Annotated in this window: 21 protein-coding genes; 13 read left to right on the forward strand and 8 right to left on the reverse strand. The window is 52.4% G+C overall.

Annotation, left to right across the window (positions count from 1 at the left end):
- Window positions 1-63: 63 nt before the first annotated feature.
- A complete protein-coding gene (locus WKI47_RS22550; RefSeq protein ID WP_340229441.1) occupies window positions 64-2031 on the reverse strand; it encodes a beta-glucoside-specific PTS transporter subunit IIABC in 1968 nt (655 codons plus the stop codon).
- A gap of 261 nt (window positions 2032-2292) precedes the next feature.
- Window positions 2293-3123 carry a BglG family transcription antiterminator LicT gene (gene licT / locus WKI47_RS22555; RefSeq protein ID WP_340229442.1) on the reverse strand — a complete coding sequence of 277 codons (831 nt, stop codon included), beginning with the start codon at window positions 3121-3123 and terminating at the stop codon, window positions 2293-2295.
- Between the two features lie 315 nt (window positions 3124-3438).
- Between licT and WKI47_RS22560 the strand changes: the two genes are divergently transcribed.
- The 4 genes from WKI47_RS22560 (at window position 3439) to WKI47_RS22575 (ending at window position 8285) form a co-directional block, all read left to right on the forward strand.
- Window positions 3439-5076 (forward strand): helix-turn-helix domain-containing protein, encoded by a 1638-nt coding sequence (locus WKI47_RS22560; protein WP_340229443.1) that lies wholly within the window; start codon window positions 3439-3441, stop codon window positions 5074-5076.
- 121 nt (window positions 5077-5197) lie between these two features.
- Window positions 5198-6199 carry an iron ABC transporter permease gene (locus WKI47_RS22565; RefSeq protein WP_340229444.1) on the forward strand — a complete coding sequence of 334 codons (1002 nt, stop codon included), beginning with the start codon at window positions 5198-5200 and terminating at the stop codon, window positions 6197-6199.
- Between the two features lie 10 nt (window positions 6200-6209).
- Window positions 6210-7241 carry an iron ABC transporter permease gene (locus WKI47_RS22570; protein WP_340229711.1) on the forward strand — a complete coding sequence of 344 codons (1032 nt, stop codon included), beginning with the start codon at window positions 6210-6212 and terminating at the stop codon, window positions 7239-7241.
- 84 nt (window positions 7242-7325) lie between these two features.
- Window positions 7326-8285, forward strand: coding sequence for an ABC transporter substrate-binding protein (locus tag WKI47_RS22575; protein ID WP_340229712.1), 960 nt, complete (start codon window positions 7326-7328; stop codon window positions 8283-8285).
- Window positions 8286-8710: 425 nt separating this feature from the next.
- Here the strand turns inward: WKI47_RS22575 and WKI47_RS22580 are convergent, their stop codons facing one another.
- A complete protein-coding gene (locus WKI47_RS22580) occupies window positions 8711-10150 on the reverse strand; it encodes a 6-phospho-beta-glucosidase (RefSeq protein WP_340229445.1) in 1440 nt (479 codons plus the stop codon).
- A 551-nt stretch (window positions 10151-10701) separates the two neighbouring features.
- Between WKI47_RS22580 and WKI47_RS22585 the strand changes: the two genes are divergently transcribed.
- Window positions 10702-11763, forward strand: coding sequence for a Gfo/Idh/MocA family oxidoreductase (locus tag WKI47_RS22585; RefSeq protein ID WP_340229446.1), 1062 nt, complete (start codon window positions 10702-10704; stop codon window positions 11761-11763).
- A 219-nt stretch (window positions 11764-11982) separates the two neighbouring features.
- On the opposite strand, the gene WKI47_RS22590 is transcribed toward WKI47_RS22585, so the two are convergent.
- Entirely contained in the window at window positions 11983-12948 is a 966-nt protein-coding gene (locus tag WKI47_RS22590) for a LacI family DNA-binding transcriptional regulator (RefSeq protein WP_340229447.1), read from the reverse strand.
- A gap of 177 nt (window positions 12949-13125) precedes the next feature.
- On the opposite strand from WKI47_RS22590, the gene WKI47_RS22595 reads away from it, so the two are divergent.
- Entirely contained in the window at window positions 13126-14472 is a 1347-nt protein-coding gene (locus WKI47_RS22595; RefSeq protein ID WP_340229448.1) for a 6-phospho-beta-glucosidase, read from the forward strand.
- 257 nt (window positions 14473-14729) lie between these two features.
- Here the strand turns inward: WKI47_RS22595 and WKI47_RS22600 are convergent, their stop codons facing one another.
- Window positions 14730-15410 carry a GntR family transcriptional regulator gene (locus WKI47_RS22600; RefSeq protein ID WP_340229449.1) on the reverse strand — a complete coding sequence of 227 codons (681 nt, stop codon included), beginning with the start codon at window positions 15408-15410 and terminating at the stop codon, window positions 14730-14732.
- Window positions 15411-15629: 219 nt separating this feature from the next.
- Here WKI47_RS22600 and WKI47_RS22605 point away from each other — a divergent pair, with 219 nt between their 5' ends.
- The 6 genes from WKI47_RS22605 to WKI47_RS22630 all read left to right on the forward strand — a co-directional run bounded on the left by WKI47_RS22605 (window position 15630) and on the right by WKI47_RS22630 (window position 21615).
- The gene (locus WKI47_RS22605; RefSeq protein ID WP_340229450.1) at window positions 15630-15962 is read left to right on the forward strand and encodes a thioredoxin family protein; all 333 of its coding nucleotides are present in this window, start codon (window positions 15630-15632) and stop codon (window positions 15960-15962) included.
- Window positions 15963-15999: 37 nt separating this feature from the next.
- Window positions 16000-16314: a thioredoxin gene (gene trxA, locus WKI47_RS22610; protein ID WP_037283535.1), complete on the forward strand. Its 315-nt coding sequence runs from the start codon at window positions 16000-16002 to the stop codon at window positions 16312-16314.
- Window positions 16315-16493: 179 nt separating this feature from the next.
- Window positions 16494-18863, forward strand: coding sequence for a glycoside hydrolase family 31 protein (locus WKI47_RS22615; protein WP_340229451.1), 2370 nt, complete (start codon window positions 16494-16496; stop codon window positions 18861-18863).
- A gap of 355 nt (window positions 18864-19218) precedes the next feature.
- Complete coding sequence (locus WKI47_RS22620; RefSeq protein WP_340229452.1) at window positions 19219-19455, forward strand: YkuS family protein; 237 nt, start codon at window positions 19219-19221, stop codon at window positions 19453-19455.
- Between the two features lie 348 nt (window positions 19456-19803).
- On the forward strand, window positions 19804-20769 hold the full coding sequence (locus tag WKI47_RS22625; protein ID WP_340229453.1) for a 3'-5' exoribonuclease YhaM family protein: 966 nt from the start codon (window positions 19804-19806) through the stop codon (window positions 20767-20769).
- 204 nt (window positions 20770-20973) lie between these two features.
- Window positions 20974-21615, forward strand: coding sequence for an NAD(P)-dependent oxidoreductase (locus WKI47_RS22630; protein ID WP_340229454.1), 642 nt, complete (start codon window positions 20974-20976; stop codon window positions 21613-21615).
- Window positions 21616-22153: 538 nt separating this feature from the next.
- On the opposite strand, the gene WKI47_RS22635 is transcribed toward WKI47_RS22630, so the two are convergent.
- Genes WKI47_RS22635 through WKI47_RS22645 form a run of 3 tightly spaced genes read right to left on the reverse strand, consistent with a single transcriptional unit; the run spans window position 22154 to window position 25138 of the window.
- On the reverse strand, window positions 22154-23077 hold the full coding sequence (locus WKI47_RS22635) for a glycine betaine ABC transporter substrate-binding protein (protein WP_340229455.1): 924 nt from the start codon (window positions 23075-23077) through the stop codon (window positions 22154-22156).
- Complete coding sequence (locus tag WKI47_RS22640; protein WP_340229456.1) at window positions 23077-23943, reverse strand: proline/glycine betaine ABC transporter permease; 867 nt, start codon at window positions 23941-23943, stop codon at window positions 23077-23079. The genes WKI47_RS22635 and WKI47_RS22640 overlap by 1 nt, the downstream gene beginning before the upstream one ends.
- Window positions 23918-25138, reverse strand: coding sequence for a glycine betaine/L-proline ABC transporter ATP-binding protein (locus WKI47_RS22645; protein ID WP_340229457.1), 1221 nt, complete (start codon window positions 25136-25138; stop codon window positions 23918-23920). Before WKI47_RS22645 ends, WKI47_RS22640 begins: the two co-directional genes overlap by 26 nt.
- Window positions 25139-25825: 687 nt before the next feature.
- Here WKI47_RS22645 and WKI47_RS22650 point away from each other — a divergent pair.
- Entirely contained in the window at window positions 25826-26386 is a 561-nt protein-coding gene (locus tag WKI47_RS22650) for a GbsR/MarR family transcriptional regulator (protein ID WP_340229458.1), read from the forward strand.
- The last annotated feature ends 71 nt before the right edge of the window (window positions 26387-26457 follow it).

The raw sequence follows: 26457 nt of genomic DNA on the forward strand, positions 1-26457 counted from the left end.
TGTATAAATAAAGCGCCGTCCCTCGGGACGACGCTTCTTGTTTCTTCTATTTGAAGTAACACTTTAAGCACTCTGCTTCGATCCGCCGTCTCCGTCCGCATCGTGCCCCGGAATCGTCTCCAGCAGCTCATCCCCAGCTTGTACCTCGCCTTGTTGCAGCGGCAGCACGTCGGCGTAATCGAATGTGTTGGTCACGATAACCGGCGTAACGGTCGGATAACCCGCGGCGCGGATCTTCTCGATATCGAATTCAAGCAGCAGTTGTCCGGCTTTGACGCGGTCGCCTTCCTGGATATGCGAAGTGAAGTGTTCGCCGTCCAGTTTGACCGTATCGACGCCGACATGGACCAGAATTTCCGCGCCTGTGTCGGATACGACGGCCAAGGCGTGTTTCTTTTTGAAAGCGACCGTTACGGTCCCGTCGAACGGAGCGACCACGCGGCCGACGCTCGGTTCGATCGCGACGCCTTTGCCCATCGCTTCGGCGGCGAAAGCCGGATCGGGGACGTCGGCCAGCGGGATAACGGTTCCGCTAAGCGGGCTAAGAGCCGTCTCGCCGATGCTGCCTGCCGCGCTTGCCGTTGCCGGAGCGACGCTCGAAGCGGGTGTTGTTGCATTTTTACCGGAAGCGGAAGTATCGGATTTAGCTTTGTCTTCTTCGCTCTCTTCAACCGGGTCTTTGAAGCCCATGATGTAAGTCAGCGTAGCCGAGATAACGAACGAAGCCACGATGCCGATAATCAGAGCCGGGAAGCCTTGTCCGCCGGGGCCGTAGAAGATCGGCAGCGTCAGCAGGCCGGGAGCGCCGGAAGCGAAAGCTTGCGTGCCGCCTTGACCGATGATCGCGCCGCCGACCGCACCGCCGATGATGCCTGCGATAAATGGACGTTTCAGCGGCAAAGTTACACCGTATACGGCAGGCTCAGTGATACCGAATACAGCGGACAGGGTAGCGGAACCGGCAAGCGTTTTGAGCTTTTTGTTTTTCGTTTTCAACATAACGCCGAACGCAGCACCTGTTTGGGCGAACACGGAAGCCGTAGCGGCCGGCTTGATGCCGTCGCGTCCGTATACAGCGATATTGTTGATGAACACCGGAACCAGGCCCCAGTGAACGCCGAAGATGACGAGCAACTGCCAACCTGCGCCGAGGATCGCGCCCGCGATCAGCGGGCTGAACGAGAAGGCAGCGAGCAAAGCGTCTGCGATGCCGTTGCCGACATAGACGCCGAACGGACCGAAGACCAGAAGGGTCAGAGGAACCATAACCGCAAGCGAGATCATCGGCGTCAGGAAGTTTTTCACGCTCTCATGGATCACGCGGTTGAAGAACTTTTCCAGCTTGCTCATGACGATCACGGCCAGGATAATCGGGATAACCGTCGAAGAGTAGCTCATCATGACGACCGGAATACCGAAGAAAGTCACATCCGTTTCGGCGCCGTTGAGTGCTGTGACCGAAGGAAGAAGCAGCGCCCCGGCTATCGTCATCGCGGTAAAGATATTGCCTCCGAATTTACGCGCTGTCGTAACGGCGAGCAATACGGGCAGGAAGTAGAATAAGCTGTCGGCCGCGCCGAACAGGATGATGTAGGTCGAACTTGTTTTAGGCAGCCAACCGAAGTTGTCCGCGATCAGCAGGAGTCCTTTCAGAATACCCGCTCCGGCCATCACGCCGAGCAATGGAGCGAAGATACTGGAGATGACATCGATGACCGCGCCGAAGCCTTTTTTACCGGCCGATGCTTTGTCTTTCGAGTTCTCGCCGTTTTTCGATTCGTTCAGAATCCCGGAGACTTCGCCGATTGCGGCATAGACTTCCGGAACTTTGTTGCCGACGACGACCTGGAACTGACCGCCGCTTTCTTTCACTGTGATGATGCCGTCCGTTTTTTCCAAAGCCGCTTTGTCCGCTTTGGCATTGTCTTTCAGCGTGAAGCGGAGCCGGGTTGCGCAGTGGACCAGGGAAACGACATTGCTTTCGCCGCCGACGCCTTGCACGATTTCGCGCGCCAATTTTTCTTGACTCATGAGTTGCACCTCCAAATATTTTCTAAACATGAACATTTTGGGTGATTTTGGCAAACAAAAAACCTAAGCCTCGAAAAAGAGCAGAAAGAAAAAATCCGCTATTTTTCGCGACTTAGGTTTTGCCTGCATCACCAGTAACAATCCCGATTGATGATATTCAATTTCGATGTGTTTAGGATATAACGCTTTCAACCGCTTGTCAACGCATACATTGCGATTCTTTTTATTTTTTTCGAGAAAATCGTTCGGATGCGAGTGTGATCAACGGTTGACGACACGCTGCAAATGTACGGTCAGATATAGCATTTCCTCGTTCGTTAGCTCATGATTATATTCTTTCAGCACAAAATTGCGGATTTTTTCCGTACAGCGCGCGGCTTCGGGATGCTTTTCCTTGATCGCGTCGTAGAGGTGGTCGTAGTTGTTTTCGTAATGCGTGCCTTTGAACACCCGCTGCGCGAAAAACTTCAAATGGGTGATAAAGCGAAAGTAGCTCAGCGATTCCTCGTCGAATTCCGTTTTAAAATGGTATTTGACGATATTGATGATCTGCTGCATAAATTTGGTGATATTCATCGTCGTGGAGACGTCCTCGTTCATCTCCGCATTGACGATATGGATCGCGATAAACGCGGCCTCGTCTTCGGGAAGCTCCAGGCCCATTTTCGCGCGGATTTGTTCCAGCATGTTCAAGCCGATTCCGAACTCGTCTTTGTAGAGCTGTTTCACTTCCCAGAGCAAAGCGTTTTTGATCTCGATCCCTTCGTTGTGCCGTTCGATCGCGAAGTTCACGTGGTCCGTCAGCGACACGTACAGATTTTCGTTGAGTTTGCGTCCGAGTGTGCTTTTGGCATGGCCGATGATCTCTTCGACGATGACGATCAGTTCGATCGGCACTTCGCGCAGCAGCATTTTGAAATTATCGGAGGTCTGTTTGTTTTTGAGCGCGAATACTTTTTGCACATTGCGTTCGTCGACCGGATCGCCCGGCTTCTTTTTAAAAGCGATACCCCGGCCCATCACGACCAGTTCGGTGCCGTCCGCCTGATAGACGCTAACGACGTTATTATTGATGACCTTGGCTATTTTCACGCTGCTTCCCCTTTCCACGCAAATAAACCCAAGGCACGGCAAATCGGCAAGACTCGCAATTTCGCTTGGCGTCTCGATCTGCTGCGACTTAGGTTTTGCCTGCGTTTGCAGTAACAATCCCGGTTGGACTTATCAAGTTATCATCTAGTGTAGCCGGAGGGGGTTAGGCTGTCAACGCTTTCAGTAAAGTTGATGTCAGGAATTTTGCAGGAGAGTCTAACAGGCGATTTTTTTGTCTTCCAGCGCTTCATTAAAAATTTGATATAATGCAAAAATAGTAGATGATCTCGGCCATATGTGCGAAGGGAGTATACCATGATTCAATCGATAGATCGCCAGGCTTTTTTACAAAAATTATGGTTCGAAATCGAGGCTGTCGGCAAGTCGCCAACGTTGCCGGAACAAGCCGACGGACAGCCTTTGCGCCAACATTTGCTGATATACGTAGCGAAAGGCGAAGGCGAAGTCGCGATGGATGGCCAAGCGCATCCGATCGGTAAAAATATGCTGTTGATCTATTCGCCCGGTACGACTGTGGAGCTGAAGCTTCAACGTCAAACCCGGCTGTATTGGATTACTTTCGATAGCTTTGCATTAAATGAAGGACATTCGGACGAGCGGCGCTTTTCCAAAACAGGCGAGTTCCCGGCAGAAGGAGCATTCCGAATCGGCGGGGAGGACGCGCTGCCGATGATGGAAGAGTTGGTCGCGAGGGTGGCCGAGCATGGGCAGACGCGCCGATTTGCGACGCAGCAGCTTTTGCATGATCTGCTCTCGATGCTGCTGCGTCATGCGGAAATGCAGGCCGGCGACGATTCGCTCGGACGGATTCGTTTGACGGTCGATTATATGCAGCTCCATTACCGGAGTGCGATTCGGGTGGCTGCGCTGGCGAAATGGGGGGATTTTCATCCGGCTTACTTTTCGCAGGTGTTCAAGCAGTACATGGACAAGACGCCGACGGTGTATCTGACGCATCTGCGCATGAACAAAGCCAAAGAACTGCTGCTGCCTGCCGAACGTCCGATTGCCCAGGTGGCGGAGCAGGTAGGGTACGACGACGAATTTTATTTCAGCAGACGGTTCAAAGATACGCATGGCTACGCGCCGAGCGCCTACTCTTCGGAAAAGAATCGCATCATCGTCTCGTTGTCGGCTCCTTATACGGAACATCTCACAGTGCTTGGCGTACCGCTTGCGGCGGCTCAGGTTCATGAAGCGACGGCGCTGCCGGACGTTCCCCGGCTGACGCTGCCCAAGCACGAGGTCGAACCGTGGCGCGTTAGCCGCAGCTTGTTTCTGGGCATTCGTCCGGATCTGATCCTCTGCAAAAACAACGTAGAAAAAAACGCGCGCCGGCATATCAATGATATTGCGCCGATTATTTCGATTCCGTGGAGTGATCGGGACGTGTTCCGCCATCTGCATGATATTGCGAATATTGTGGATCGGCAAGCTGAAGCTACGCGCTGGTTGGAAGCCCATGAACAGCAAGTGCACGGTTGGCGGGAAAAGGTGCGTGAGGCGATCGGCCCGGCTACCGTTGCGGTCTGCCTGTGCGACGGAGAACGATTACGGATGTACGGAGCGCGCAACTTCGGACATGTATTGTATCGCGCTTTGGAATTAACACCGCCGGAGCCGATACGACGGGAAATGTCGCGTTTCCCGTCTGGCACCGGTTTCACCTGGATGTCGCTTACGCCGGAAGGTATCGCTCGGCATGCGGCGGACATTTTGTTTGTAGCCATAGCGTCACCGAAAGACCGGGAACGCGTCGAGTATTGGATGCAGACGCATCCCGCGTGGATCAACCACAAAGCGGTACGCAGCGGAAAAGTCTTTTTTGTCGATGCAAATCAATGGAAAATCTATGCGCCTATGGGAATCGAAAAGCAGCTTGAAGAAGCGGGGAGACTGCTATCTTCGATTCCGGCTCATGTACAAATCTAAAATTTCTCCATTTAAAAGCCAGAAATCATCCATGTGCAAAAGCTGGGCATCGTCTTATAATCCAATTGATAATGATTATCATAATTAATATTAATAAAAAAGGATGGAGTTTGTTGACGTCATGAAATCCGGACATTGGGCGGCTGCGACGCTTTGGTTCGTAATCGCGTTGCTCGGGCTGGCGGTTACGGTCGGGATCAGCGTCGCTTACGGAGCCAAAGCCCTCGCCTACGGTGAGGTATGGAATGCCGTATTCCGCTACGATCCGACGCTTACCGAGCATCAGATCGTGCACGATATCCGCTTGCCCCGCGTGCTTGGAGCGGCGGTGGTCGGAGCGGCCTTCGCTGTCGCAGGAACCGTTATGCAAGGGGTAACCCGCAACCCGATGGCCGATACCGGCATTCTCGGCGTCAATGCGGGCGCGTCCTTCGTCGTTGCGTTAAGCTTTGCTTTTTTGCCGTCATTATCGTACGAAGCGTTGATTGTGTTGTCTTTTCTGGGCGCTGCGCTAACGACCGTATTCGTTATGCTGTTGGGAGCGGCGGCTGGCGGGATTCAATCCATGCGCTTGACGATTGCCGGAGCGGTGCTCGCAGCCGTGCTGCAATCGTTAAGCGCCGGGATCGCCATCTATTTTAAACTGAGCCAGGATATCGCGTTCTGGTTTGCGGGCGGTGTCTCCGGGATTGTATGGGAGCATCTACAAATCCTGGCGCCGCTTGTCGGTATCGCAACGCTGGGCGCCATCTTGATGGGACGGCCGTTGACCTTCCTGTCGCTCGGCGAAGAGTCGGCCATTAACCTGGGTATCCGAATCTGGCGAGTGCGCATCATTTGCTTAGTGCTGGCTGTATTGCTGGCCGGATCGGCGGTTGCGGTTGCCGGAGCAATCAGCTTTATCGGTCTGGTCGCACCGCATGTGGCCAGATGGATGGTCGGGGTGGATTATCGGAAAAGGATCGCGATGTCCGCCGTATTGGGTGCGATGCTGCTGGTGTGGGCCGATTTTGCTTCAAGACTCGTCAACCCGCCGCGTGAGTTCGCCATAGGCGCAATGGTTGCGATGGTCGGCGTACCGTTTTTCCTCTATATCGCGCGCCGCGAAAGGAGGGAACTGTAGCATGACTTCCATGACTCCCGAACAAGTTGCAAAAGCTCGTTCCCGGCGAATCTGGCTGGTATCCGTTCTGATGACTGCGGTTGCCCTGCTGGTGATCGGCATCGGCCTGAACACCGGCAAGCTCCCGGTTTCGCCTTCCGGAGTGATCCGGACCTTGCTGGGAAACGGGACGGCGGCGGAAACGATGGCGTTGTACGATATTCGCCTGCCGCGCATTCTGGTTACGATTTTGGCCGGAGCCGGTCTCGGGGTCGCGGGGATGGTGTTCCAGGGCGTATCGAGAAACGCGCTGGCCGATCCGGGAATCCTGGGGATCAACAACGGCGCCGCATTCGGTCTGATGATCTATATTTCCTTTTTCGTCGATACCGGAGGGCAGACGGCCTTATGGATTCCGTTGTTCGCGTTCGGCGGCGGTTCCGCGGTTGCGGCCGCTGTGTTCCTGCTGTCTTACGATCGCCATCGCGGGCTGTTGCCTATGCGGCTGATATTGGTCGGAATCGCGGTTGCGGCCGGAGTGAGTGCGGCTACGTTGATCCTGTCTTTGCGGTTGGACGAAGATACGTATGCTTTCGCAGCTCGTTGGCTGGCGGGAAACGTGTGGGGGAGAGAATGGATTCACGTCTGGGCGCTGTTTCCCTGGGTGCTTGCCGCCGGGATCGCGATCTATACCCAATCCGCGAAGTTGGACTTGTACGCGCTCGGCGACGAGCTTGTGCTGGGGCTGGGTCAAAAGCCGACGCGAGGCCGCTTGGTCTTGCTGGCTCTGGCTGTCGCTTTGTCCTGCGCTTGCGTCGCGATAGCGGGCGGCATCGGCTTTATCGGACTGGCCGCGCCGCATATCGCGAGAAAACTGGTCGGCCCTCAGCATCGCTACGCTTTGCCGATTGCGGCCCTGGTCGGCGTCAATATTTTGGTGCTGGCCGATACGATGGGGCGTTCCTTGTTCGATCCCAACGATATTCCGGCCGGAATCATGGTTGCGGCGCTTGGCGGTCCTTATTTTCTGTATTTATTGCTTCGTAAAAAGAATATTCGTTAACGATACATGCACAACCCATATAAAAAATAAAGGGGATCAATCCTGATGAAAACCTATACGAACATGCTGATGAACCGAAAAAACATGCGTACCAAGCTGGGGGCGGGCCTGTCCGGTCTGCTGCTGATGCTGGCTCTGTCCGCATGCGGTCAGGCTGCAAGCACGACGCCGACTTCCGAAGCCGCTTCTGCGGAAACAACACCTACCGGACAAACCGAGCAAGCCGTTCAAGTGAGTCCCGATGCCAAAATCGCGTCGATGTCGATCCACATGACCAACAACTTGCTGGCGCTCGGCATCAAGCCTGTGGGGTCCGCGATCGGCGGAGGCGTGGGTGATTTCCTGCCGCATGTGGCGGATCAGCTTGAAGGCACGGAGAAGCTGGGCGTCGTCACCGACCCGGATATCGAAGCCGTGTTGGCGCTGGCGCCGGACTATATTTTCACGGATACCCATTTCGGCGGCGACTTCCTGCCTCAATTGGAAAAGATCGCGCCGGTCATTTCGACCGATCTGGATGAAGACACGTGGCGCGAGCATTTGCTGCAAACCGCGTCCTACTTTGGCACGGAAAAAGAAGACATCGCCCAAACGTTTATTGCCGAATACGAAAAGAAAATCGAGCAGGCCCGCAAGTTGATTGATCAGGAATTTGCTGAGACGCCGAAAGTAGCTGCAATCCGCGTATCCGCAAAAGAGCTGCGTATTCAAAGCATGGAGCGCCCGCTGGGCCCGATTCTGTACGACGACCTACAGTTGAATCCCGTAGACGGATTGGTCGAAATGACAGGCGAAGAGCCATACGCCGTCATCTCTAAGGAAATCTTGCCGGATCTTGATGCGGACATGATTTTGCTGCTCGTGAACAACGACGCGGACGCGCAAAAAAGCTTCGAAGAGCTGGAAAAGAATCCGCTGTGGACAAACCTGAAGGCGGTCAAAGCGGGGCATGTGTATGCAACGGACGGACAGAAGTGGTTGGATTACTCGTCGCTGGGCCAGAGTATGGCGGCGGATAATTTGATTGATCTATTGAGTAAGTAGGTCAAAGAAGCTCGATCTTAGGGGGAGCAGCTTATTGGCCTTGAAGATCCTGTTCGTTTGGAAGCCTGGCGGCTGCGGGGGAAATTCGTTTCGGTCGCGTGTTGAAATTGAGAAATAGGATTGAAAGTTTATAGGGTTTTTCTCAATTTCAAAGGCGAACTATAGCATAGGCTTCCGAAGTGCATTTCTTCGAAATGCTTCAGCTCCTTCACTGAATTTCCCCCTCCGCCTGTGGCTTCGCAATTCAACAGATATTCACGTCAAGAAGCTCGATCCGCATAGGATCGAGCTTCTTTTTGTGTGTGGGTTAAAAAGATTAAGAACAAAATTAAGATCAAACGTAAAATCAAACCTAAAATCAAATCAAGATTCAACTATCATATCGGCTGAATGTTATGCCCGATAGATATCTGATCGGCTCAAGATCAGCCTTCCAGATCCGTTCCGTCGCTTGAGATGACCGTTTTGTACCAGTCGAAGCTTTTCTTTTTGGAACGTTGGAGCGTACCTTCGCCTGCGTTGTCGCGGTCGACGTAGATATAGCCGTAGCGTTTGCGCATTTCGCCGGAAGAAGCGCTGACGATATCGATTGGGCCCCAGCAGGTGTAACCGAGGATGTTGACGCCGTCCTGGATGGCTTCGCCCATCGCGGCGATATGGCGTTTCAGGTAATCGATGCGGTACTCGTCGTTGATGCTGCCGTCTGCTTGCGGTTCGTCATGCGCGCCGAAGCCATTTTCCACGACGAACAAAGGCTTTTGATAGCGATCGTGCAATTGGTTCGCGGTGATGCGCATACCGAGCGGGTCAACCGTCCAGCCCCATTCGGATTTCGCCAAATACGGGTTCGCAACCGAACCGAATACGTTGCCGCTGGTCATGTTTTTGTTCACTTCGGGGTCCGTGCTGGTCGTGCGGCTGGAATAGTAGCTGAAGCCGATATAGTCGACCGTGTTGTTTTTCAAAAGTTCGGCGTCGCCGTCTTCCATCTCGATATCGAGGTTGTGATCGCGGAAGAAGCGTTTCGCGTAACCCGGATACTCGCCGCGCGATTGCACGTCGATAAAGAAGTACGATTCACGGTCTTTTTCCATTCCTTGATACACGTCTTCCGGGTTGCAGGTGAACGGATAGAAGCTGCCTGCCGCCAGCATACAGCCGATGATCGCGTCGGGCGCGATCTCGTGGCAAGCCTTGACCGCCAAAGCGCTCGCGACGAGCTGATGGTGAGCCGCCTGGTATTTGATCTGCTCTACGTTGTCGCCTTCTTGGAACACAAGACCGGCTCCGAGGAACGGCAAATGCAGCAGCATATTGATCTCGTTGAACGTCATCCAGTATTTGACCTTGTTTTTATAACGCTCAAGCACGGTCTTGGCATACGTCTCGAACAGGCCAACCAGCTTGCGGTGACGCCAGCTTCCGTACTTTTCCACCAAATGTACCGGAACGTCGAAGTGGGCAAGAGTGACCACAGGCTCGATACCGTTCTTGATCAGTTCGTCGAACAGATCGTCGTAAAATTGCAGACCTTCCTCGTTCGGCGCCGTTTCTTCGCCCGTTGGGAAAATACGTGCCCAAGCGATCGAAACGCGCAGACATTTGAAGCCCATTTCCGCAAACAACGCGATATCTTCCTTATAACGGTTGTAAAAATCGATCGCTTCGTGCGACGGATAAAATTCGCCTTCAAGCGGAGTCAGCGAAGGCACGTCGCCTTTCATGATCGCACGACGTTTATCCCCGGTTGGCAGCAGATCGACAACCGTCAACCCTTTGCCCCCGTCCAAATAAGCCCCTTCAGCCTGATTCGCCGCAATCGCCCCGCCCCACAAAAAGTCTTTCGGAAACGCGTAGTTAGTCATGTTACTTCTCCTCCCAAATGATGGATTGATCGGTCGCTACACATTTGGACAAATAAAAAACCCGAACCAGCCCGGCTGCATATAAACGCAGTTCAGGTCAGCTCAGGTTATGCCCAAATGGTAACATCCCATGAATGAATATGAAATTGATCAAAGTAACGCCTTCACATCCAACTTTAAAGATTGTCGAGACAAATGTCAAATTCCTAAAAAAATAAAAGCCTTACGCTTTTCAATGTGTCGAAAAAGCCTAACGTAGCTGGAAGCGAGAAGACGGAGAGAAAAATTCAGGTCAAGACGCCTTTGAACTCGGAAAATTCCACTAAAAATTCTGATCGGTTTTTCCGAGTGAGACAGCGGCTTGAACGAATTTTTCTCGCAGTCTTTTCGCTTCCCCCACCCACGTAACTTTCGAAGGCTTTTATTTACAAACTTTATATTTTCACAAAATGCTCAAAAAATGCTAACGCTTTCTTGATTCAGTCCTTTATATTAAGGGTTGTGGGTAAACTTCTAAATTGTAGCGTTACAAAGGAAGGGAAGATCAGCTTATGAACAGTGAAAAAACGCTTCAGCTTGTCATTGTCGGATTTGGCGGAATGGGTAGTTACCACGGACAATTAGTCGAACAAGCGGAAGGGATCGCCGTTCGCGGCGCATACGATCCGATCGAATACCGGATGGAGTTGGCGAGCAGCCGCGGCTTCCGGACGTACGAAAGTTTTGAAGCGGTGCTGAGTGACGAAGAGGTTGATGTCGTTTTGATCGCAACGCCGAACGACGTACATAAAGAATTGGCGATTCAAGCGTTGCAAGCAGGCAAGCATGTAATCTGCGAAAAGCCGGTTACGGTCACAGGTGCGGAGCTGCTGGAGATCACGGAAGCGGCGGAACAGGCGCAGCGTCTGTTCACCGTACACCAGAACCGCCGTTGGGACGAAGATTTCCTGATCATCAAAGACCTGATGTCGCAGAAAAAAGTCGGCGATGTTTTCCAGGTGGAATCCCGCGTGCAAGGCGCGAACGGCATTCCGGGCGACTGGCGTCAGCTCAAAGCGTACGGCGGCGGGATGCTGCTGGACTGGGGCGTGCATCTGCTTGACCAACTGCTGCTGCTCACCGATAGCAAGATCGAGAGCGTGCACGCGGATCTGAGCTATATTCTCGGTACAGAAGTGGACGACGGCTTTACGGCGACGATCAAGTTCAAAGACGGACTCACCGCCGTAATCGAAGTGGGCACGACCAACTACATCAAGCTTCCGCGCTGGTATGTCAAAGGTACGGAAGGCACAGCGGTGATCTACGACTGGGATCTGAGCGGAGAGATCGTGACGCGCAACCGCGAAGTCGAGCATGTCGAACCGACACCGATCCAAGCGGGAAAAGGACTTACCAAAACGATGGCGCCGCCGTCCGAGGAATCGACTATCCGTCGCCCGATCGAAAAGGTGGAAGACTTGTCCGATAGCTTCTACGCCAACCTCGTATCCACGCTGCGCGGCGCTTCCCAGCAGGCGGTTCCGAACCATGAGGTACACCGCGTACTGACGCTGATCGAAACGATTTTCGAATCGGCGGAAAGCAACGGCGTGATCATTAAAGATATTTAAACCTTGAATAGGATCGATAAAAAAAGAACTGCCCGTATGCTCGGCCTAAAGGCTGGTCATGCGGGCAGTTTTTTGCGTGCAAGGATTGTTTTTGACAAACATCGGCTCAATCTATGTATCCAACGAACTCAGCTCCAGGCCGGACTTCGCTTCGTTGACTGGGCTGTACAACGGTATCCGATCGGTAAGGTCATCTATCCGCTGCGAGCGTTCCGTCGTTCAGGTGGAACGACGTTCGATCAACTCGAATTCCAACGCGTGCAGCGGCGGAGCTTTTTGGCCAAGTCGATCAAGCAGGATGGCAAAGGCATTCTCGGCTTGTTTATCGGACGGATAATGAACGGTTGTCAGATCAAGCAGACGGGCCAGATCATTGTTGTCGAAACCTATGATCGCGACATCGCCAGGGATCGAGACGCCTACGCGTTTGAATTCGGTCAGCAGACCTGCGGCGACGTCGTCGTTGGAGCAGGCGATCGCTTCGGGCTTCTGGCTCTGCTCTATCCACCAACGCGCGATATGTTCGCCGTCCGCGATCGACATCATATGATGCAGATCTGGGAAGCCGATGTCGTCCAATGTATATTTTTTCGCAAAATCGTCATAAGCCCTGATCCGCTGCGGCGTGTTCAAGCCTCTCGACGAGTACACATTCAGGATACGTCGATAACCGCGCGCATACAGGTGCTCAAGACTTAGCATGTAACCTTGATATTGATCCATAAACACCGACGGGATATGCTCGCTCACCAGTCGCTGCCAGGTCACGATCGGTCCGTATTTGGCATAAGACTCGATGATCGGCCATTCGTTGGCGCGGTGCAGGCAGACGAGCGCATCCAGTTGTTTGCTACGCAGCATCTCCAGAGCGATCCGTTCCTTTTCGCAGTCGTTATCGGTCAAGAACAGCATGACGTTAAAGCCGTGCTGCTGCGCGATGATGTTAAAAGCCTGGATAAACGGCGTCGAAGAAGTGGTATAAGAGGCGCTTACGACTCCAACGATTCGGGTCATGCCTTTTTTGAGGGAAGTGGCACTGGAATTCGGCACATAGTCCAACTGGCGGATAATCTCCAACACTTTACGTCTTTTTTCTGCGTTGACATAAGGGTGATCGTTGATCACACGCGATACGGTCGCTGTCGAAACGCCGGCCAAACGTGCGATTTCACGAATATTTGTCATAGGTTTCACCTCTCGGTTAAGCATACCATACCTGATTCGGGACCGCGTAAAACCCCTTTGCCGCATTTTTTTGAAACCGCTTAAAAAAAGGGGTTGACCTGTAATGCATTACACAAATTAAGGTAAAGGCATGAAGTTGATCACCGACTCAAAACTTATATTCAGGAGGTATTTTCGATGAAAAAAGGACTGAAGATCGTTACGATTGGCGGAGGGTCCAGCTATACACCGGAATTGATCGAAGGATTTATCAAACGACATGCCGAGCTTCCCGTACGCGAGCTATGGCTGGTCGATATCGAAGCGGGCAAGGAAAAGCTTAACATCGTAGGCGAAATGGCGAAACGGATGGTCAAAGCGGCGGGCATCGACTGCGACGTGCATCTGACGCTGGATCGCCGCCATGCCCTTCAAGATGCGGATTTCGTGACGACGCAGTTCCGGGTGGGCTTGCTGGACGCACGGATCAAGGACGAAGCCATTCCGCTGAAACATGGCATGATCGGACAAGAAACGAACGGCGCAGGCGGCATGTTAAAAGCGTTCCGTACCATCCCGGTTGTGCTGGGCATCGTCGAGGATATGAAAGAACTCTGTCCGAACGCTTGGCTGATCAACTTCACCAATCCGGCAGGCATGGTGACGGAAGCGGTGCTGCGTTACGGACAATGGGAAAAAGTCATCGGTCTATGCAACGTTCCGGTAATGGCCGTCAAAACAGAAGCCGCACTGCTGCAAAAAGAAGAAAAAGACCTGTTCTTCAAATTCGCGGGCATCAACCATCTGCACTGGCACCGTGTCTATGATAAAGACGGCGGCGAAGTGACAGCGGAGCTGATCGACAAGCTGTACGGACCCGATGCCGACCCAGGCAAGATCGTCGAAAATATTCGCGATATGCGCTTCTTGTCCGACCAGATCGCCCAATTGGGTATGCTTCCTTGCCCCTACCACCGTTACTATTACATGACCGGAAATATGCTGGAAGAAGAACTGCAAGAAGCCCAGCATGAAGGCACGCGCGGCCAAGTCGTCAAGAAGCTGGAAGAAAGCCTGTTCGAACTGTACAAAGACCCGAATCTCGATTATAAGCCAAAAGAGCTGGAACAACGCGGCGGCGCCTACTACAGCGACGCAGCCTGCGAGATCATCAATTCTATTTATAACAACAAAGGCACGCAGATGGTCGTCAATACCCGTAACCGCGGCTCCGTCAGCGACCTGCCATACGACAGCGCCGTAGAAGTCACCAGCCTGATCACCGCGCACGGTGCGGAGCCTGTTCACTTCGGCGCATTCCCGCCCGCTCAACGCGGTCTGCTCCAAGTCATGAAAGCCATGGAAGAACTCACCGTCGAAGCCGCAGTCACCGGCGATTACGCCACGGCTCTTCAAGCTTTCACGCTGAATCCTCTCGTCACCAGCGGCGATATCGCCAAAGCCGTCCTCGACGAACTGCTCGAAGCCCACAAAGAATACCTTCCCCAGTTCTTCTCCAAAGAACTCGTCGGAACCCGCGTCTAAAGCAATATTATCTACACATCTTGACTGAATCTTAAATCCCCACCCAAACAGACCAGCCCATAAGCTGGTCTTTCTCGAATTTGAACGGTCTTATTCAGCGAAGCCAGGGCGGAGGGAGAAATTCAGTGAAAGACGCCTTTGAACTCGGAAAACTCCTTATTTAAATCCAATTCAATTTTCCGAGTGAAACAGCGCCTTGAACGAATTTCTCCCTCCGCCCCCACGCTTCCCTCGAATAGGACCTTCCCTCAATTCGATCAAGACCGCCGAATCATATTCAATAATAACGGCACATCCCGCGTCGATCCCACCGTAATCACCGTTTTCCCCGCATCATCCGCAATCTTTTTCATCTTTTCCGCCAGATCCGACCGCGTCACGATTACGTCCGCTTCATGGATTGCCTGCATAAACGCCTCATCCGACAGCGAAGAAATATCGATGGTTCGAATCTCCGAAGAAGTCAGGCGGCGCACTTCATCCAGATAGAAAATACACGAGCTGGCTTTGCATTCGATAAACAGGTAGCGAGGCAGATGTTTTTCTTTTTGTCCGAACAGTTGAATATAAGCGAAGCCCGAGAGCAGCAAATCCCGAATCGGAAGCTCGGCCTGATGCGCTTCGCCGATGATGCGTTCCACGAAAGCAAAGTGCGGATTGGCTGCTTTAAATCGAGCAATCTGCGCTTCGCCCGCGACCTGCGTGCCTCGTCCTTTTTGCATCAGCAGCAAGCCGTCTTCTTTCAACTGCGTGTATACGCTCTGAATCGTATTCCGGTTGATCGAGAGTTGCTCCGCCAATTGGTTCGTCGAAGGCAGCGAGTCTCCCGGTTTCAGCAGATCTTTTCCGATCAGCCATTTGATCTGCTCCTTGATCTGAATATGAAGAGGAAGCGGAGAGTCGGGATCGATCGTGAAAAGCGGACCCGAATGTTCCATACATCATGACCTACTTTCTGAGTTTGCGTACACGCCCTAGCGATTTAGATATTTCGAGTTTAAAAAAGAATACCGTAAAAAGCAAGCCGTACGCTGAAGCCGAGCTTGAAGGCTTGACAACTTTGCTCAATATGATTATTCTATATGTATAAATGATTATTTAACTAGTTAATTGAAAATTTCGAGCTTGAAAAGTCTAAAAAAGGAGAAGAGATCGGAATGAAGCAAATCCGGAAGTTGAACACTATCGGTGAAGTGGATACTTTTGTTCAGGAACCGGGCTTAAGCTTTTTATATGTATCGACGCCCGATTGCAGTACCTGTCATGCGCTGCTGCCGAAGCTTCAGGAACTGCTGAACGATTATCCTTCTGTTTCTTTCGGACATGCCGACGCGACCGAGGTCGAGGAAGTGGCGGAACGGTTTCTGGTTTTGGCGGCTCCGATCATGCTCCTTTTGATTGAAGGTAAAGAATATTTGCGCGAAGACCGCTTTGTGCGTTTCGGTTTGCTGCAAAAGAAGCTGGATCGTATCGTTGAACATTATGCTTAAATGAAAAGATTTAAACACCGCATAGGAGGGCTTAACAATGGCAGTTACCCATACGTCTGATCAGACTTTCATGAACGATATTCAAAACGGATTGACCCTGGTGGATTTTTGGGCACCTTGGTGCGGTCCTTGCCGCACGATCGCTCCGATTCTCGACGAGTTGGACGGCGAACTTGCAGGCTCCGCCAAAATCGCCAAGCTGAACGTGGACGAGAATCCGCAAATCTCCGACGCGATCGGCGTAAAAAGCATCCCGACGCTCGTTCTGTTCAAAGACGGCCAGCCTGTTGAAGGCGTGGTCGGCGTACAGAGCAAAGCGGCGTTGAAGCAGTTGATCGAGAAGCATCGGTAAGTCGTGCCTGGAAAGTGGTAAAAGGAAAAGCGTTGCCGTCCGAGTTCGGGCGGTGACGCTTTTTTTGAATTAATCAACAAACGCCAGAGATCATAAAAGCAAATTTGACATCGCTTTTTCTATCCGTCAAGGTTAATACATAACCAGCAAGACATTCCGCCGAAGGAGGACGTCAAGCCATGTGGGGTAAACGAACGGGGTACGAAAAAGAAGGCCGCCGAATAACGCTTCGATACGAGGGGGGCCAAGGCTGGATCGAGATCATCAATCCTTGGGTGGTTCATGTGTTTGCGCCGCTGCATACGCAGGAGCTGGAATCGCGTGCGGTGGAGCAGCCGAATCCGGCGTTCGAGGTGTGCGAGTACCGGGTCAGCGAGCGCGAAGGCCTATTGGAGATTTCGACGGAAAAGCTGACGGTGCGCGTATACGATCATTTTTACGTGGATATCTATGAAGCTTCCGGCACGCCGCTGTGTCTGGATTACCGGGGCGGCCGCGATCCGTTCCTGCGCCGGGGCAACGTGAGCATCGCCGAAGGGGAAGGCCACGAAGCGATGCGCACAAGCGGCCATCACAAGATCGAAGTGCTCAAAGCGATCGAAGGCGACGAGAAGTTCTATGGCCTCGGCGATAAAACGGGTCCGCTCAACAAAAGGGGCTACGAGTACGAAATGTGGAACACGGACGACCCGTCGCCGCATGTGGAGAGCCATAAATCGCTATACAAAAGTATCCCGTTTTTTATCACGTTGAAACAGCGCGCAGCGTACGGACTCTTTTTCGATAACCCGTTCAAAACGTTCTTCGATCTCGGCAAAGAAAATCCGGCTTATTATTACTTCGGCGCGGACAACGGCAATCTGGATTATTACTTCATTCACGGTCCGAGTATTAAAGACGTGGTGACGCGCTATACCGCACTGACCGGACGCACGCCGCTGCCGCAGCTTTGGACGCTTGGCGCGCATCAGTCCAGATGGTCGTACGCGCCGGAGTCGAGAGTGCTCGAAATCGCGGAAAAGTTCCGGGAGCACGATCTGCCGCTGGACGCCATCCATCTGGATATCGACTATATGGACGGGTACCGCGTGTTCACTTGGGACAAGGAACGTTTCCCCGATCCGGCGGCATTGGCGGCAAGGCTGCGCGATATGGGCATCAAGCTGGTCACGATTATCGATCCCGGCGTAAAAAAGGATAAAGGGTATTCCGTGTACGACGAAGGGTTGGAAAAAGGGTACTACGCGACCGACAAAGACGGCGTGACGTACGTGAACACGGTGTGGCCGGGCGATTCGGTCTATCCGGACTTTTCCGACGAGCCGGTACGCCAATGGTGGGCAAACAACCAGAAGATCATGCTCGACGCTGGCGTTGCGGGAATCTGGAACGATATGAACGAACCGGCGAGCTTTACGGGACCGCTGCCGGACGATGTAAAGTTCAAAAACGACGGTCGCCCGGCGGACCACCGCGAAATTCATAACGTTTACGGCCATCTGATGTCCAAATCGACGTTCGACGGTCTTTTGGAAGCGACGGGCAAACGGCCTTTCGTTATCACGAGAGCCGCTTATGCGGGCACGCAAAAATATTCCACCGTATGGACAGGCGATAATCAGAGCTTTTGGGAGCATCTGCGGATGTCGATTCCTCAGCTTACGAGCCTCGGCCTGAGCGGGTTTGCGTTCAGCGGCTGCGACGTGGGCGGATTCTCGCACGATTGCACGCCGGAACTGCTGGTGCGCTGGGTGCAGGTCGGCGCGTTCAGCCCGTTATTCCGCAACCATACGGCAATCGGCACGCGCGACCAGGAGCCGTGGGCATACGACGAAGCGACATTGGATGCGTATCGCCAGGCCATGAAGCTGCGTTACCGGCTGCTGCCTTATCTGTATGACCTGATGGTCGAAGCGGAGAAAACAGGGCTGGCACCTTTGCGTCCGCTTGTGTTGGAATATCCGCAAGATTCGAACGTGCATGAGATCGACGACCAATTCTTGTTCGGCAGCCGATTGCTGGTCGCGCCTGTCGTTGAACAAGGGAAAAGGCACCGCGCGGCGTACCTGCCGGAAGGCGTTTGGTTCGATGACCGTACCGGTGAGCGCTTGGAAGGCGGTCGAACGATTCTGGCCGAAGCGCCGCTGGACATTTGCCCGATGTACGTGCGCGCGGGGACGCTGCTGCCGGCTTATCCGGATCGGCGTTATGTCGGGGAACGGAAGATCGATGAATTGCTGCTGTACGTGTATCCGGGAAGCGGCGAGTATACCCATTTCGAAGATGACGGAGAGAGTTACGCGTATCGGGACGGCGGATATAACGAATACCGGTTTGCGCAGGAAGAGAAGGACGGCGGTCTTGTGCTTAACTTGGAAAAAGTTCATGCGGGTTACGCGGAAGGCTACAGTCTGATTCGGGTTGCGGTGCATGGCGTTGTCGCTTCATCGGTTACGTTGGACGGACAGTCGATCGAATTCGAGACGGAGGACGGCAATACCGCATTTAACGTATCGGCTAGCGGCGGAGAGATTCGACTGAACGTTTAGACACACCGCGTAACGCGATATTGAATGGATATTCAATCCCCAAATTTTCTTTTTCGATAATGGGTTTTGACGGAAAAGTAAAGGGATATGGCCGCTCTCTCGGTTTCAGGACAAGGCAAAACGGGGAAATGGATGACGGACGGCGCGGAATCATTCCGTGTCTAGGGCGTGTACGCAAACTCCGCCGGGAGCAGATTAAACTGGATTTTCGTTCTCAGCAAGGAATTTTTCTGAAGGTGTGCCGGGGCACATCGAAGGAAAATGAAGCCAAAGAGGGCGAAAAGACAGCTCAAGATGCACGTCGCCTGAGTTTGCGTACATGGCCTAACTTACTCATACACCGGAGGTGCCAACCATGGCCAAGATTGCAGTAGAACAACCGTTTGCAGACGTGAAAGAAGCGCTTGAAGAAAAAGGATACGAAGTAGAGCTGTTTGAGAGCGATGAAAACATCAGCGGGTTCGATCTCGGTGTGGTACGTGCGTTGAACGATGGCAACACCGACCAATTCGATTTTCCGGTGATCAGCATTGAAGGGCTCTCGATCAACGACGTGGTCGCGCGCGTGGAGCAGAGTCTAAGTGGCGTTTAATTGACTTGCAACACGTATCGCAAAAAATCGGGAGTATCGAAAAGATATTCCGGTATATAAAGCTCCGTAGCAAAACGGTTCCGGTTTTCCCGGACCGCTTGCCGCGGAGCTTTTTGTACATTAAAATCACGCAGGTTTAAAAGAAGGAGATGTTCGCATTTTGTTCCTGCGAGTTTAGGCTATATAATAGAAGAAAGTGCAAAAGAACGACCTAGTTGCAAAGAAAGACTTAACTACAGAGAAAGATCTAACTACAGAGAAACATCTAACTACAATCGCTTAGCGCGGGTTCATCTTTTCTTCTTGCCCGGAGGGGTTGAAGAAAAGGTGAACCGTTATGGAGGGAAAATGAAAACGATCAAGGAATTTATCGAAGGCGATGATATTACAGGGTTTTACTTGTTAAAATCGGCGGACCTGAAGCAAACCAACTCTACGCCGCCGAAGGATTATTTCGATCTTGTGCTGGCGGATGCGAGCGGCGAGATTCCGGCGAAAATGTGGGACGTCAGCACAGTGGACAAGGAGACGTTTTTTGCGCCGATGCTCGTTAAAGTGCGCGGAATCGTACAAAAATATAGAGAAAAGCCGCAGTTCAAAGTGACCAAGCTTCGCGCTGCCGATCCGGAAGACGGATATACGTTGACCGATTTTATTCGCTCTGCTCCGGTGCCGCCCAATGATCTGGTCTATGCGATCAAAACGACGGCAGCCGGTATCGCGGATACGGATCTGCGCCGCATCGTGGATTATTGCGTGGAGAAGGTCGGCGACAAGCTGATGCATTATCCGGCGGCAAAAGGGATGCACCATGCGTTTTACGCAGGTCTAGCTTATCACACCGTGCGTATGTTGGAGCTGGCTGAATTTATCTGCAAGCAGCGTCCGTTCCTGAACCGGGACATGCTGCTGGCGGGAATCATTTTGCATGATATTGCCAAAACGGAAGAAATGACTGCCGAGCTTGGCGTTGTTTCCGAATATAGCTTTACCGGCAAATTGATCGGTCACTTGGCACTGGCTTCGACGTGGATTACGGAAGCGGCGATCAAGTTGGAACTTGACCCGGCTTCGGAAAAAGTCATTTTGATGCAGCATTTGGTGTTGGCGCATCATAACAAAGGCGAGTGGGGCAGCCCTGTCCAGCCGCAAACGGCCGAAGCCATCGCGCTGCATTATATCGACCAGCTGGATGCCAAGCTTCAAGCTGCCGAGGATGCGCTCGATATGATGCCGGATAATGAAGAATGGACCGTTCCGCTGCGCGTATTGGAAGGCAAAGCGCTGTACCGCGGCCCGAAGGACCAGGTGTAGAATGAAGGGGAAAGCAGTCTTTCACGACGAGCAAATCGTTGGCGGAAAGGCTGCTTTTTTTGATTTTCAAAAAGGGAGTTGACAAAACCGAACTAATGTAACTATAATAGTTACAAATGAACCGATACGAGGATCGCTCCATTTTCTCTGATGAAAAGCAGCGAGAGTCGCATCCCAATCTAAATCCCAATGGAGGTTTTACTTATGAAAATCGCAGTTATCGGCGCTACCGGCAAAGCAGGCAACCTGATCGTCAAAGAAGCGAAAGAACGCGGACACGAAATTACGGCATTCGTTCGCGACGCATCCAAGTTCAACGAAGAAGGCGTAACCGCCGTGCAAAAAGACGTACTGAGCCTGACGGCCGAAGACGTCAAAGGCTTCGATGCCGTGGTTAACGCGATCAGCATGCCTCCGGGTCAAGAAACGGGCCACGTCGAAGCCGGCCGCAAATTGATCGAAGTGTTCAAAAGCGCCCCGGAATCCCGCTTGATCGTAGTCGGCGGCGCAGGCAGCCTGTTCGTGGATGAGGCTCAAACGACTCGCCTGATCGATACGCCGGACTTCCCGGACCTATACAAGCCTACGGCTTCCAGCCAAACGCAAAACCTGCTGGACCTGCAAGCTTCGGAAGGCGTCCAATGGACATTCCTCAGCCCGGCAGCTTTCTTCGACGCCGAAGGCAAAAAAACCGGCAGCTACCAAGCCGCAGGCGAAGTCCTGACTGTCAACGCCGCAGGCGACAGCTACATCAGCTACCCGGACTACGCCATCGCCATCGTCGACGAGATCGAAAACGGGAAACACTTGAATGCCCGCTTCAGCGTCGTGGGGGAAAAAGCCTAATCTCTTGGTAGAGCGGTTGACAGCTCGGGGCGCTTCGGAGATGATCCGTTTCGGTCGCGTGTTGAAATTGGCAAGCTGATTGGAATTTTATAAGGAGGCTTCCCGATTTCAAAGGCGAACTATAGCATAGGCTTCCGAAGTGCCTTTTCTTCGAAAAGACTGTAGCTCCTACACTGGATCATCTCCTCCGCTGGCGCTGTCAAAACGGCTACGCCTTTTTAAAAAAAGTAATATAAAAGCACGACGCGATCTCTAACCAGATCGCGTTTTTTGTTTTTTTATGCCCTATATTTTTTGAAGTTGCCTCGAGTAGGCAGGTAGCGCCTAGGCGGAGGCATGGGGTTCAGTGTAGGAGTGATAACGTTCGCCTTTGTCTTCGGGAAGCTTCCTTGTAAAATTTAAATCAGCTTCCCGAAGGCAACACGCGACCGAAACGAACCCCATGCCGGAGCCGCCGCCCCGCGCTGCCCCAAACGAACAGGAACTACAAAAAAGCGACCCTCTGGTAAGGGTCGCTTCTCAAGAAAATAAGTCGGCGTTACTTCGCAGAAACGAGGTCTTCGATCGAATTCGCGTCCACGTAAGCGGGAACGACGAGGCCGGTTTTGACGCCGGTCATATTGGCACCGAGGTCTTCGATCTTGCCTTCGTACTGGCTCAAGTAGTCGGCGTGGGTCAGCGGCAACCAGGCCGCGAGGCTGGCGTCGGCGTCGCCTTGGGCTACGCCCAGCCACATTGGGCCGGCGTCGACTTGCAGGCCTTTGACCTTGAAGCCGAGCTTGTCTTGCAAGATTTGCTGGACGACGTTGAAGCTGGCGATTTCGGAATCCCAAGCGACGTAGGCCAGCGTGATTTCATTGCCGTCAACTGGCGTGATACCGTCGGTCCATTCCGCTACGCGATCCGGGTGAGCGGCGATAAAGTCGGTTGCGGCTTGCGCTTCAGGCTTGCCGTCCTGGATCGCGATCATGACTTCGCCCATTTCTTCTTCCGTCCATTGGAAGTTGCTCAGGAATTGATAAGCTTCCGGTTGGTCTTCTTTAAGTCCCAGACGTGCGATCGTATGGATTTCTTCCGCTTCGCCGTACGATTTTTTCGGGTCTTCCAGGTATTTCAGATCGTATTTGGAGAACATCCAATGCGGAGTCCAGCCTGTGATAACGATCGGGTCTTCTTTTTTGATCGCTTTGTCGAGCGTAGCCGTCATGGCCGCGCCGGAACCTTCAACCAGGTTCCAATCGCTCAGGCCGTAGTCTTCGATCGCTTTTTGCGTAGCGGTCATGATGCCCGCGCCCGGGTCGATGCCGATAATTTTATGTCCGACTTGATCGCCCAATGACGCGTCCGAACCGGCGGCGTTGGAAGACGAACCTCCGCCCGAGGAACAGGCACCGAGTACCAGTACAGCAGCGAGACTTGTCATGCCGAGCCATTTCTTCGTTCCAAAGTTAAACTTTTTCATTACGCATTTCTCCTTTTTTGAGCGGGTTTGAAAATATTTTGCGAAAGACGGTCGAGTACGATGGCGAGTACGACGACGGCAAGTCCGGCTTCGAAGCCTTTACCGATTTGCAGTTGCGTAACGGCGCGGTACACTTCGACGCCGATGCCTTGCGCACCGATCATGGATGCGATCACGACCATCGACAGCGACAGCATGATCGTTTGGTTGATGCCTGCCATGATGTTTGGCATAGCCAGCGGCAGTTGAACCTTAAACAGCTTTTGCGCACCTGTCGAACCGAAAGCGTCGGCGGCTTCGACCAGTTCGCCGGATACTTGCTTGATGCCCAGGTTGGTCATACGGATTGTCGGCGGAATAGCGAAGATGATCGACGCGATAACGCCGGGAACGACCCCCAAGCTAAAGAACGTAACGGCCGGCAGCAGATAGACGAACGCCGGCATCGTCTGCATAAAGTCGAGTAGCGGCGTGATGATATTGGAAGCGCCGCGGCTTTTCGCGCACCAGATTCCGATCGGAATCCCGACGATGATCGAGATCAAGCCGGAGGTCAATACGAGCGCAAGGGTATTCATGGTCGCGTCCCAATAACCGAGGTTCCAAATGAGCAGGAAACCCAGCACGGTAAACAGCGCCATTTTCCATTTTCCGGCCAAGTAAGAGAGAGCGGCCAAAATCACAATAAACAGGATCGGATGAGGCAGCATAAAAATCCAGGTAAAGAAGTCAACGACGTTTTCAATAGAAACGGAAATGCCTTCGAACAGCCCCTCCAGATTCATGCTCATCCAGTCGACCGCGCTATCTACCCAATCCGCGATCGGAAGCTTCGGCATCTCAGCCGATATCAAGTTGTTCAGCATTTGCGTTCACTCCTTCGTTGTTCACTTCTCCGGCCATCGCGCCCAGCAGGCTGCCTCTGACCACAACGCCCAACAGGCGGTTTTCTTCGTCCACGACCGAGATCGGGATCGGAGAGGTACTGCTTTGTTCGAACATTTCGCCGATCAGCTTGTCAGGAGGACAAACCGGGCATTCCGGAATTAATATATCTTGAATCGATAATTTATCTTTGACTGCACGCGAAGCGTCTTCGGCTGTAATCGCACCGAGCAGTCGTTTGCCGCGATCGATAACGAACAGATTCGATACGCCGCGTTCGCGCATGAGCTCCAGTGCGACGCGGGGACCGCGGTCCGGCGTAATCGTTTCGGGACGACGCATGACGTGCGAAGCGGTAAGTACCTTCGACAGATCGACGTCTTCCACGAAGCGTTCGACATAACCGTTGGCCGGCTGCATCAGTATTTCTTCCGGGGAACCGATCTGCACGACTTCGCCGTCTCGCATCAAAGCGATACGGTCGCCGATGCGAAGCGCTTCATCCAGATCGTGCGTGATGAAGATGATCGTTTTCTTCATCTTTTCCTGCAAATCGAGAAGTTCGTCCTGCATGTCCCGGCGAATCAAAGGATCGAGCGCGCTGAACGCTTCGTCCATGAGCAGCACTTCCGGATCGTTGGCAAGTGCGCGGGCCAGGCCGACACGCTGCTGCATACCGCCGCTGAGCTCGTCCGGCATTTTGTCTTCCCAGCCTTTGAGTCCAACCAGTTCAAGCGATTGTTTGGCTTTGTCGCGGCGTTGCGATTTTTCCACTTTTTGAACTTCCAGCCCGTATTCAACGTTGTCGATTACGCTACGGTGCGGGAAAAGCGCGAATTTTTGAAACACCATGCTGATCGTTTTACGGCGTACTTGGCGCAGCTGTTCGGCGTTCATTTTCATGATGTCTTTATCATGTACGAGAATTTGCCCCGCGGTTGGATCGATCAAGCGATTGAACATGCGGACAAGCGTCGATTTACCGCTACCGGACAAGCCCATGATGACGAAAATCTCGCCTTGTTCGATGTCCATATTCACTCGGTTGACACCAACGGTGATTTGTTTCTCCTTGGCTAACTGCTGCTTGTTTTGACCTTGCTCCAGCAACTTGACGCCCTGGGCGGCGTTAGGTCCGAACAATTTGCTTACATTACGGATACTGAGTATCGGCATTTCGTTCACCCCTTCTTTTTGTTTAACGAAATTCCTATCCAAATTACGATTCAGGATTTTCGGCGTGCGGCACATGGGCAAAGCATCATAGCGTTTCTCTCGTTCTTATTGATATGGAAGAAAAAAGAGAAACCTGCAACAAGTTGTCTTGTCAATCAAACGGATCGAACATTATCGTTTGCAGGCTGTTCGAAGCTTTGCGCATATGCCCGTTGGACATCTCTTTCGGCGCGAAACGCCTATGACGGAAAGTGGCTCGGAAGCAAACGGCACAGATGCGAGATGCAAAAAGCCAGGCTTCCGGAACCAACCGAGCTGTGTGAACCCAACGTCCTAAATTGTAACAAAGCACTTTTTTCTTTTCAACCTTCATATCCGTTCATTAAGTTCGTACAGAAAAAACTGTACAAAGTTATGGTCGAAAATGCTCGTTTATGCTCCTAAATGCTCGCTTTTTGAAATCTTTACAATTGACAGACGTTCTCCTAGAATAAAAATGACCAATCGCGTGCCTTTTTGCCGGTACGGGAAAATAGCTTTTACCGAGCAGGTTTTCGCGAAGCGCGTATCGAAAACGTATAAGCCTTCTTTTATATAGAAGAAACGCGCATCAAACATCGATACGAATATGTACACGAAGACTCATATACCGAGTTCGAACGGAAAGAGATTAAGGAGGTTTTAGGCATGGCCTTGGACCAGAAGCAGTGGAGCGAAGAAGAACACGACGTCGTGCAGCGGATCCGCAAACGCGTAATCGAGGTTGTCGGGCGCAATATGGAACTGTACGGAGTAACGTTGTCGACAGGACACCTCTATGGATTGTTATTTTTTGCGGACAAACCGATGACGCTCGACGAGATGGGCAGCGAGATGCAGATGAGCAAGACCAGTATGAGTACTGGCGTACGAACGCTGCTTGATTTGAATATGGTTAATAAGGTCTGGGAAAAAGGATCTAGAAAAGACCTATATGAAGTGGAGTACGATTGGTACCAGACGTTCACCGACTATTTTGCCAATGAATGGAGACGTGCGGTGGAAAGCAATCTTCAGGCGTTGCGCAGAGCGATGAAAGAAATTGAACGATTGTTGGAAGCACCGGACACAAGCGAATTTATAGCCGACGTTTTGAAAAAGGATTTGGAAAAAATTCGTCAGGCCGACCGCTATTACCGTTGGTTGGACCGCTTGATCGACACGATGGAAGACGGATCTATTTTCGATCTGGTACCGCGAGAAACCTGAGTATCGCGGCCTAATGAATCGAAACGTTTCGTTTTCAAAAAAGGTTTGGCTCCGCGACAGCGGCAAAGCCA

It is taken from the genome of Saccharibacillus sacchari (assembly GCF_037722395.1).
Taxonomy (GTDB): Bacteria; Bacillota; Bacilli; order Paenibacillales; family Paenibacillaceae; genus Saccharibacillus; species Saccharibacillus sacchari_A.

Coding starts and splice junctions, on each gene's coding strand:
- WKI47_RS22585 (WP_340229446.1), top strand. CDS start 10,702: ATGAACAGTGAAAAAACGCTTCAGCTTGTCATTGTCGGATTTGGCGGA.
- WKI47_RS22625 (WP_340229453.1), top strand. CDS start 19,804: ATGAAAACGATCAAGGAATTTATCGAAGGCGATGATATTACAGGGTTT.
- WKI47_RS22565 (WP_340229444.1), top strand. CDS start 5,198: ATGAAATCCGGACATTGGGCGGCTGCGACGCTTTGGTTCGTAATCGCG.
- WKI47_RS22615 (WP_340229451.1), top strand. CDS start 16,494: ATGTGGGGTAAACGAACGGGGTACGAAAAAGAAGGCCGCCGAATAACG.
- trxA (WP_037283535.1), top strand. CDS start 16,000: ATGGCAGTTACCCATACGTCTGATCAGACTTTCATGAACGATATTCAA.
- WKI47_RS22635 (WP_340229455.1), bottom strand. CDS start 23,077: ATGAAAAAGTTTAACTTTGGAACGAAGAAATGGCTCGGCATGACAAGT.
- WKI47_RS22575 (WP_340229712.1), top strand. CDS start 7,326: ATGCGTACCAAGCTGGGGGCGGGCCTGTCCGGTCTGCTGCTGATGCTG.
- WKI47_RS22645 (WP_340229457.1), bottom strand. CDS start 25,138: ATGCCGATACTCAGTATCCGTAATGTAAGCAAATTGTTCGGACCTAAC.
- WKI47_RS22590 (WP_340229447.1), bottom strand. CDS start 12,948: ATGACAAATATTCGTGAAATCGCACGTTTGGCCGGCGTTTCGACAGCG.
- WKI47_RS22630 (WP_340229454.1), top strand. CDS start 20,974: ATGAAAATCGCAGTTATCGGCGCTACCGGCAAAGCAGGCAACCTGATC.
- WKI47_RS22595 (WP_340229448.1), top strand. CDS start 13,126: ATGAAAAAAGGACTGAAGATCGTTACGATTGGCGGAGGGTCCAGCTAT.
- WKI47_RS22550 (WP_340229441.1), bottom strand. CDS start 2,031: ATGAGTCAAGAAAAATTGGCGCGCGAAATCGTGCAAGGCGTCGGCGGC.
- WKI47_RS22580 (WP_340229445.1), bottom strand. CDS start 10,150: ATGACTAACTACGCGTTTCCGAAAGACTTTTTGTGGGGCGGGGCGATT.
- WKI47_RS22640 (WP_340229456.1), bottom strand. CDS start 23,943: ATGCTGAACAACTTGATATCGGCTGAGATGCCGAAGCTTCCGATCGCG.
- WKI47_RS22605 (WP_340229450.1), top strand. CDS start 15,630: ATGAAGCAAATCCGGAAGTTGAACACTATCGGTGAAGTGGATACTTTT.
- WKI47_RS22600 (WP_340229449.1), bottom strand. CDS start 15,410: ATGGAACATTCGGGTCCGCTTTTCACGATCGATCCCGACTCTCCGCTT.
- WKI47_RS22620 (WP_340229452.1), top strand. CDS start 19,219: ATGGCCAAGATTGCAGTAGAACAACCGTTTGCAGACGTGAAAGAAGCG.
- WKI47_RS22570 (WP_340229711.1), top strand. CDS start 6,210: ATGACTCCCGAACAAGTTGCAAAAGCTCGTTCCCGGCGAATCTGGCTG.
- WKI47_RS22560 (WP_340229443.1), top strand. CDS start 3,439: ATGATTCAATCGATAGATCGCCAGGCTTTTTTACAAAAATTATGGTTC.
- WKI47_RS22650 (WP_340229458.1), top strand. CDS start 25,826: ATGGCCTTGGACCAGAAGCAGTGGAGCGAAGAAGAACACGACGTCGTG.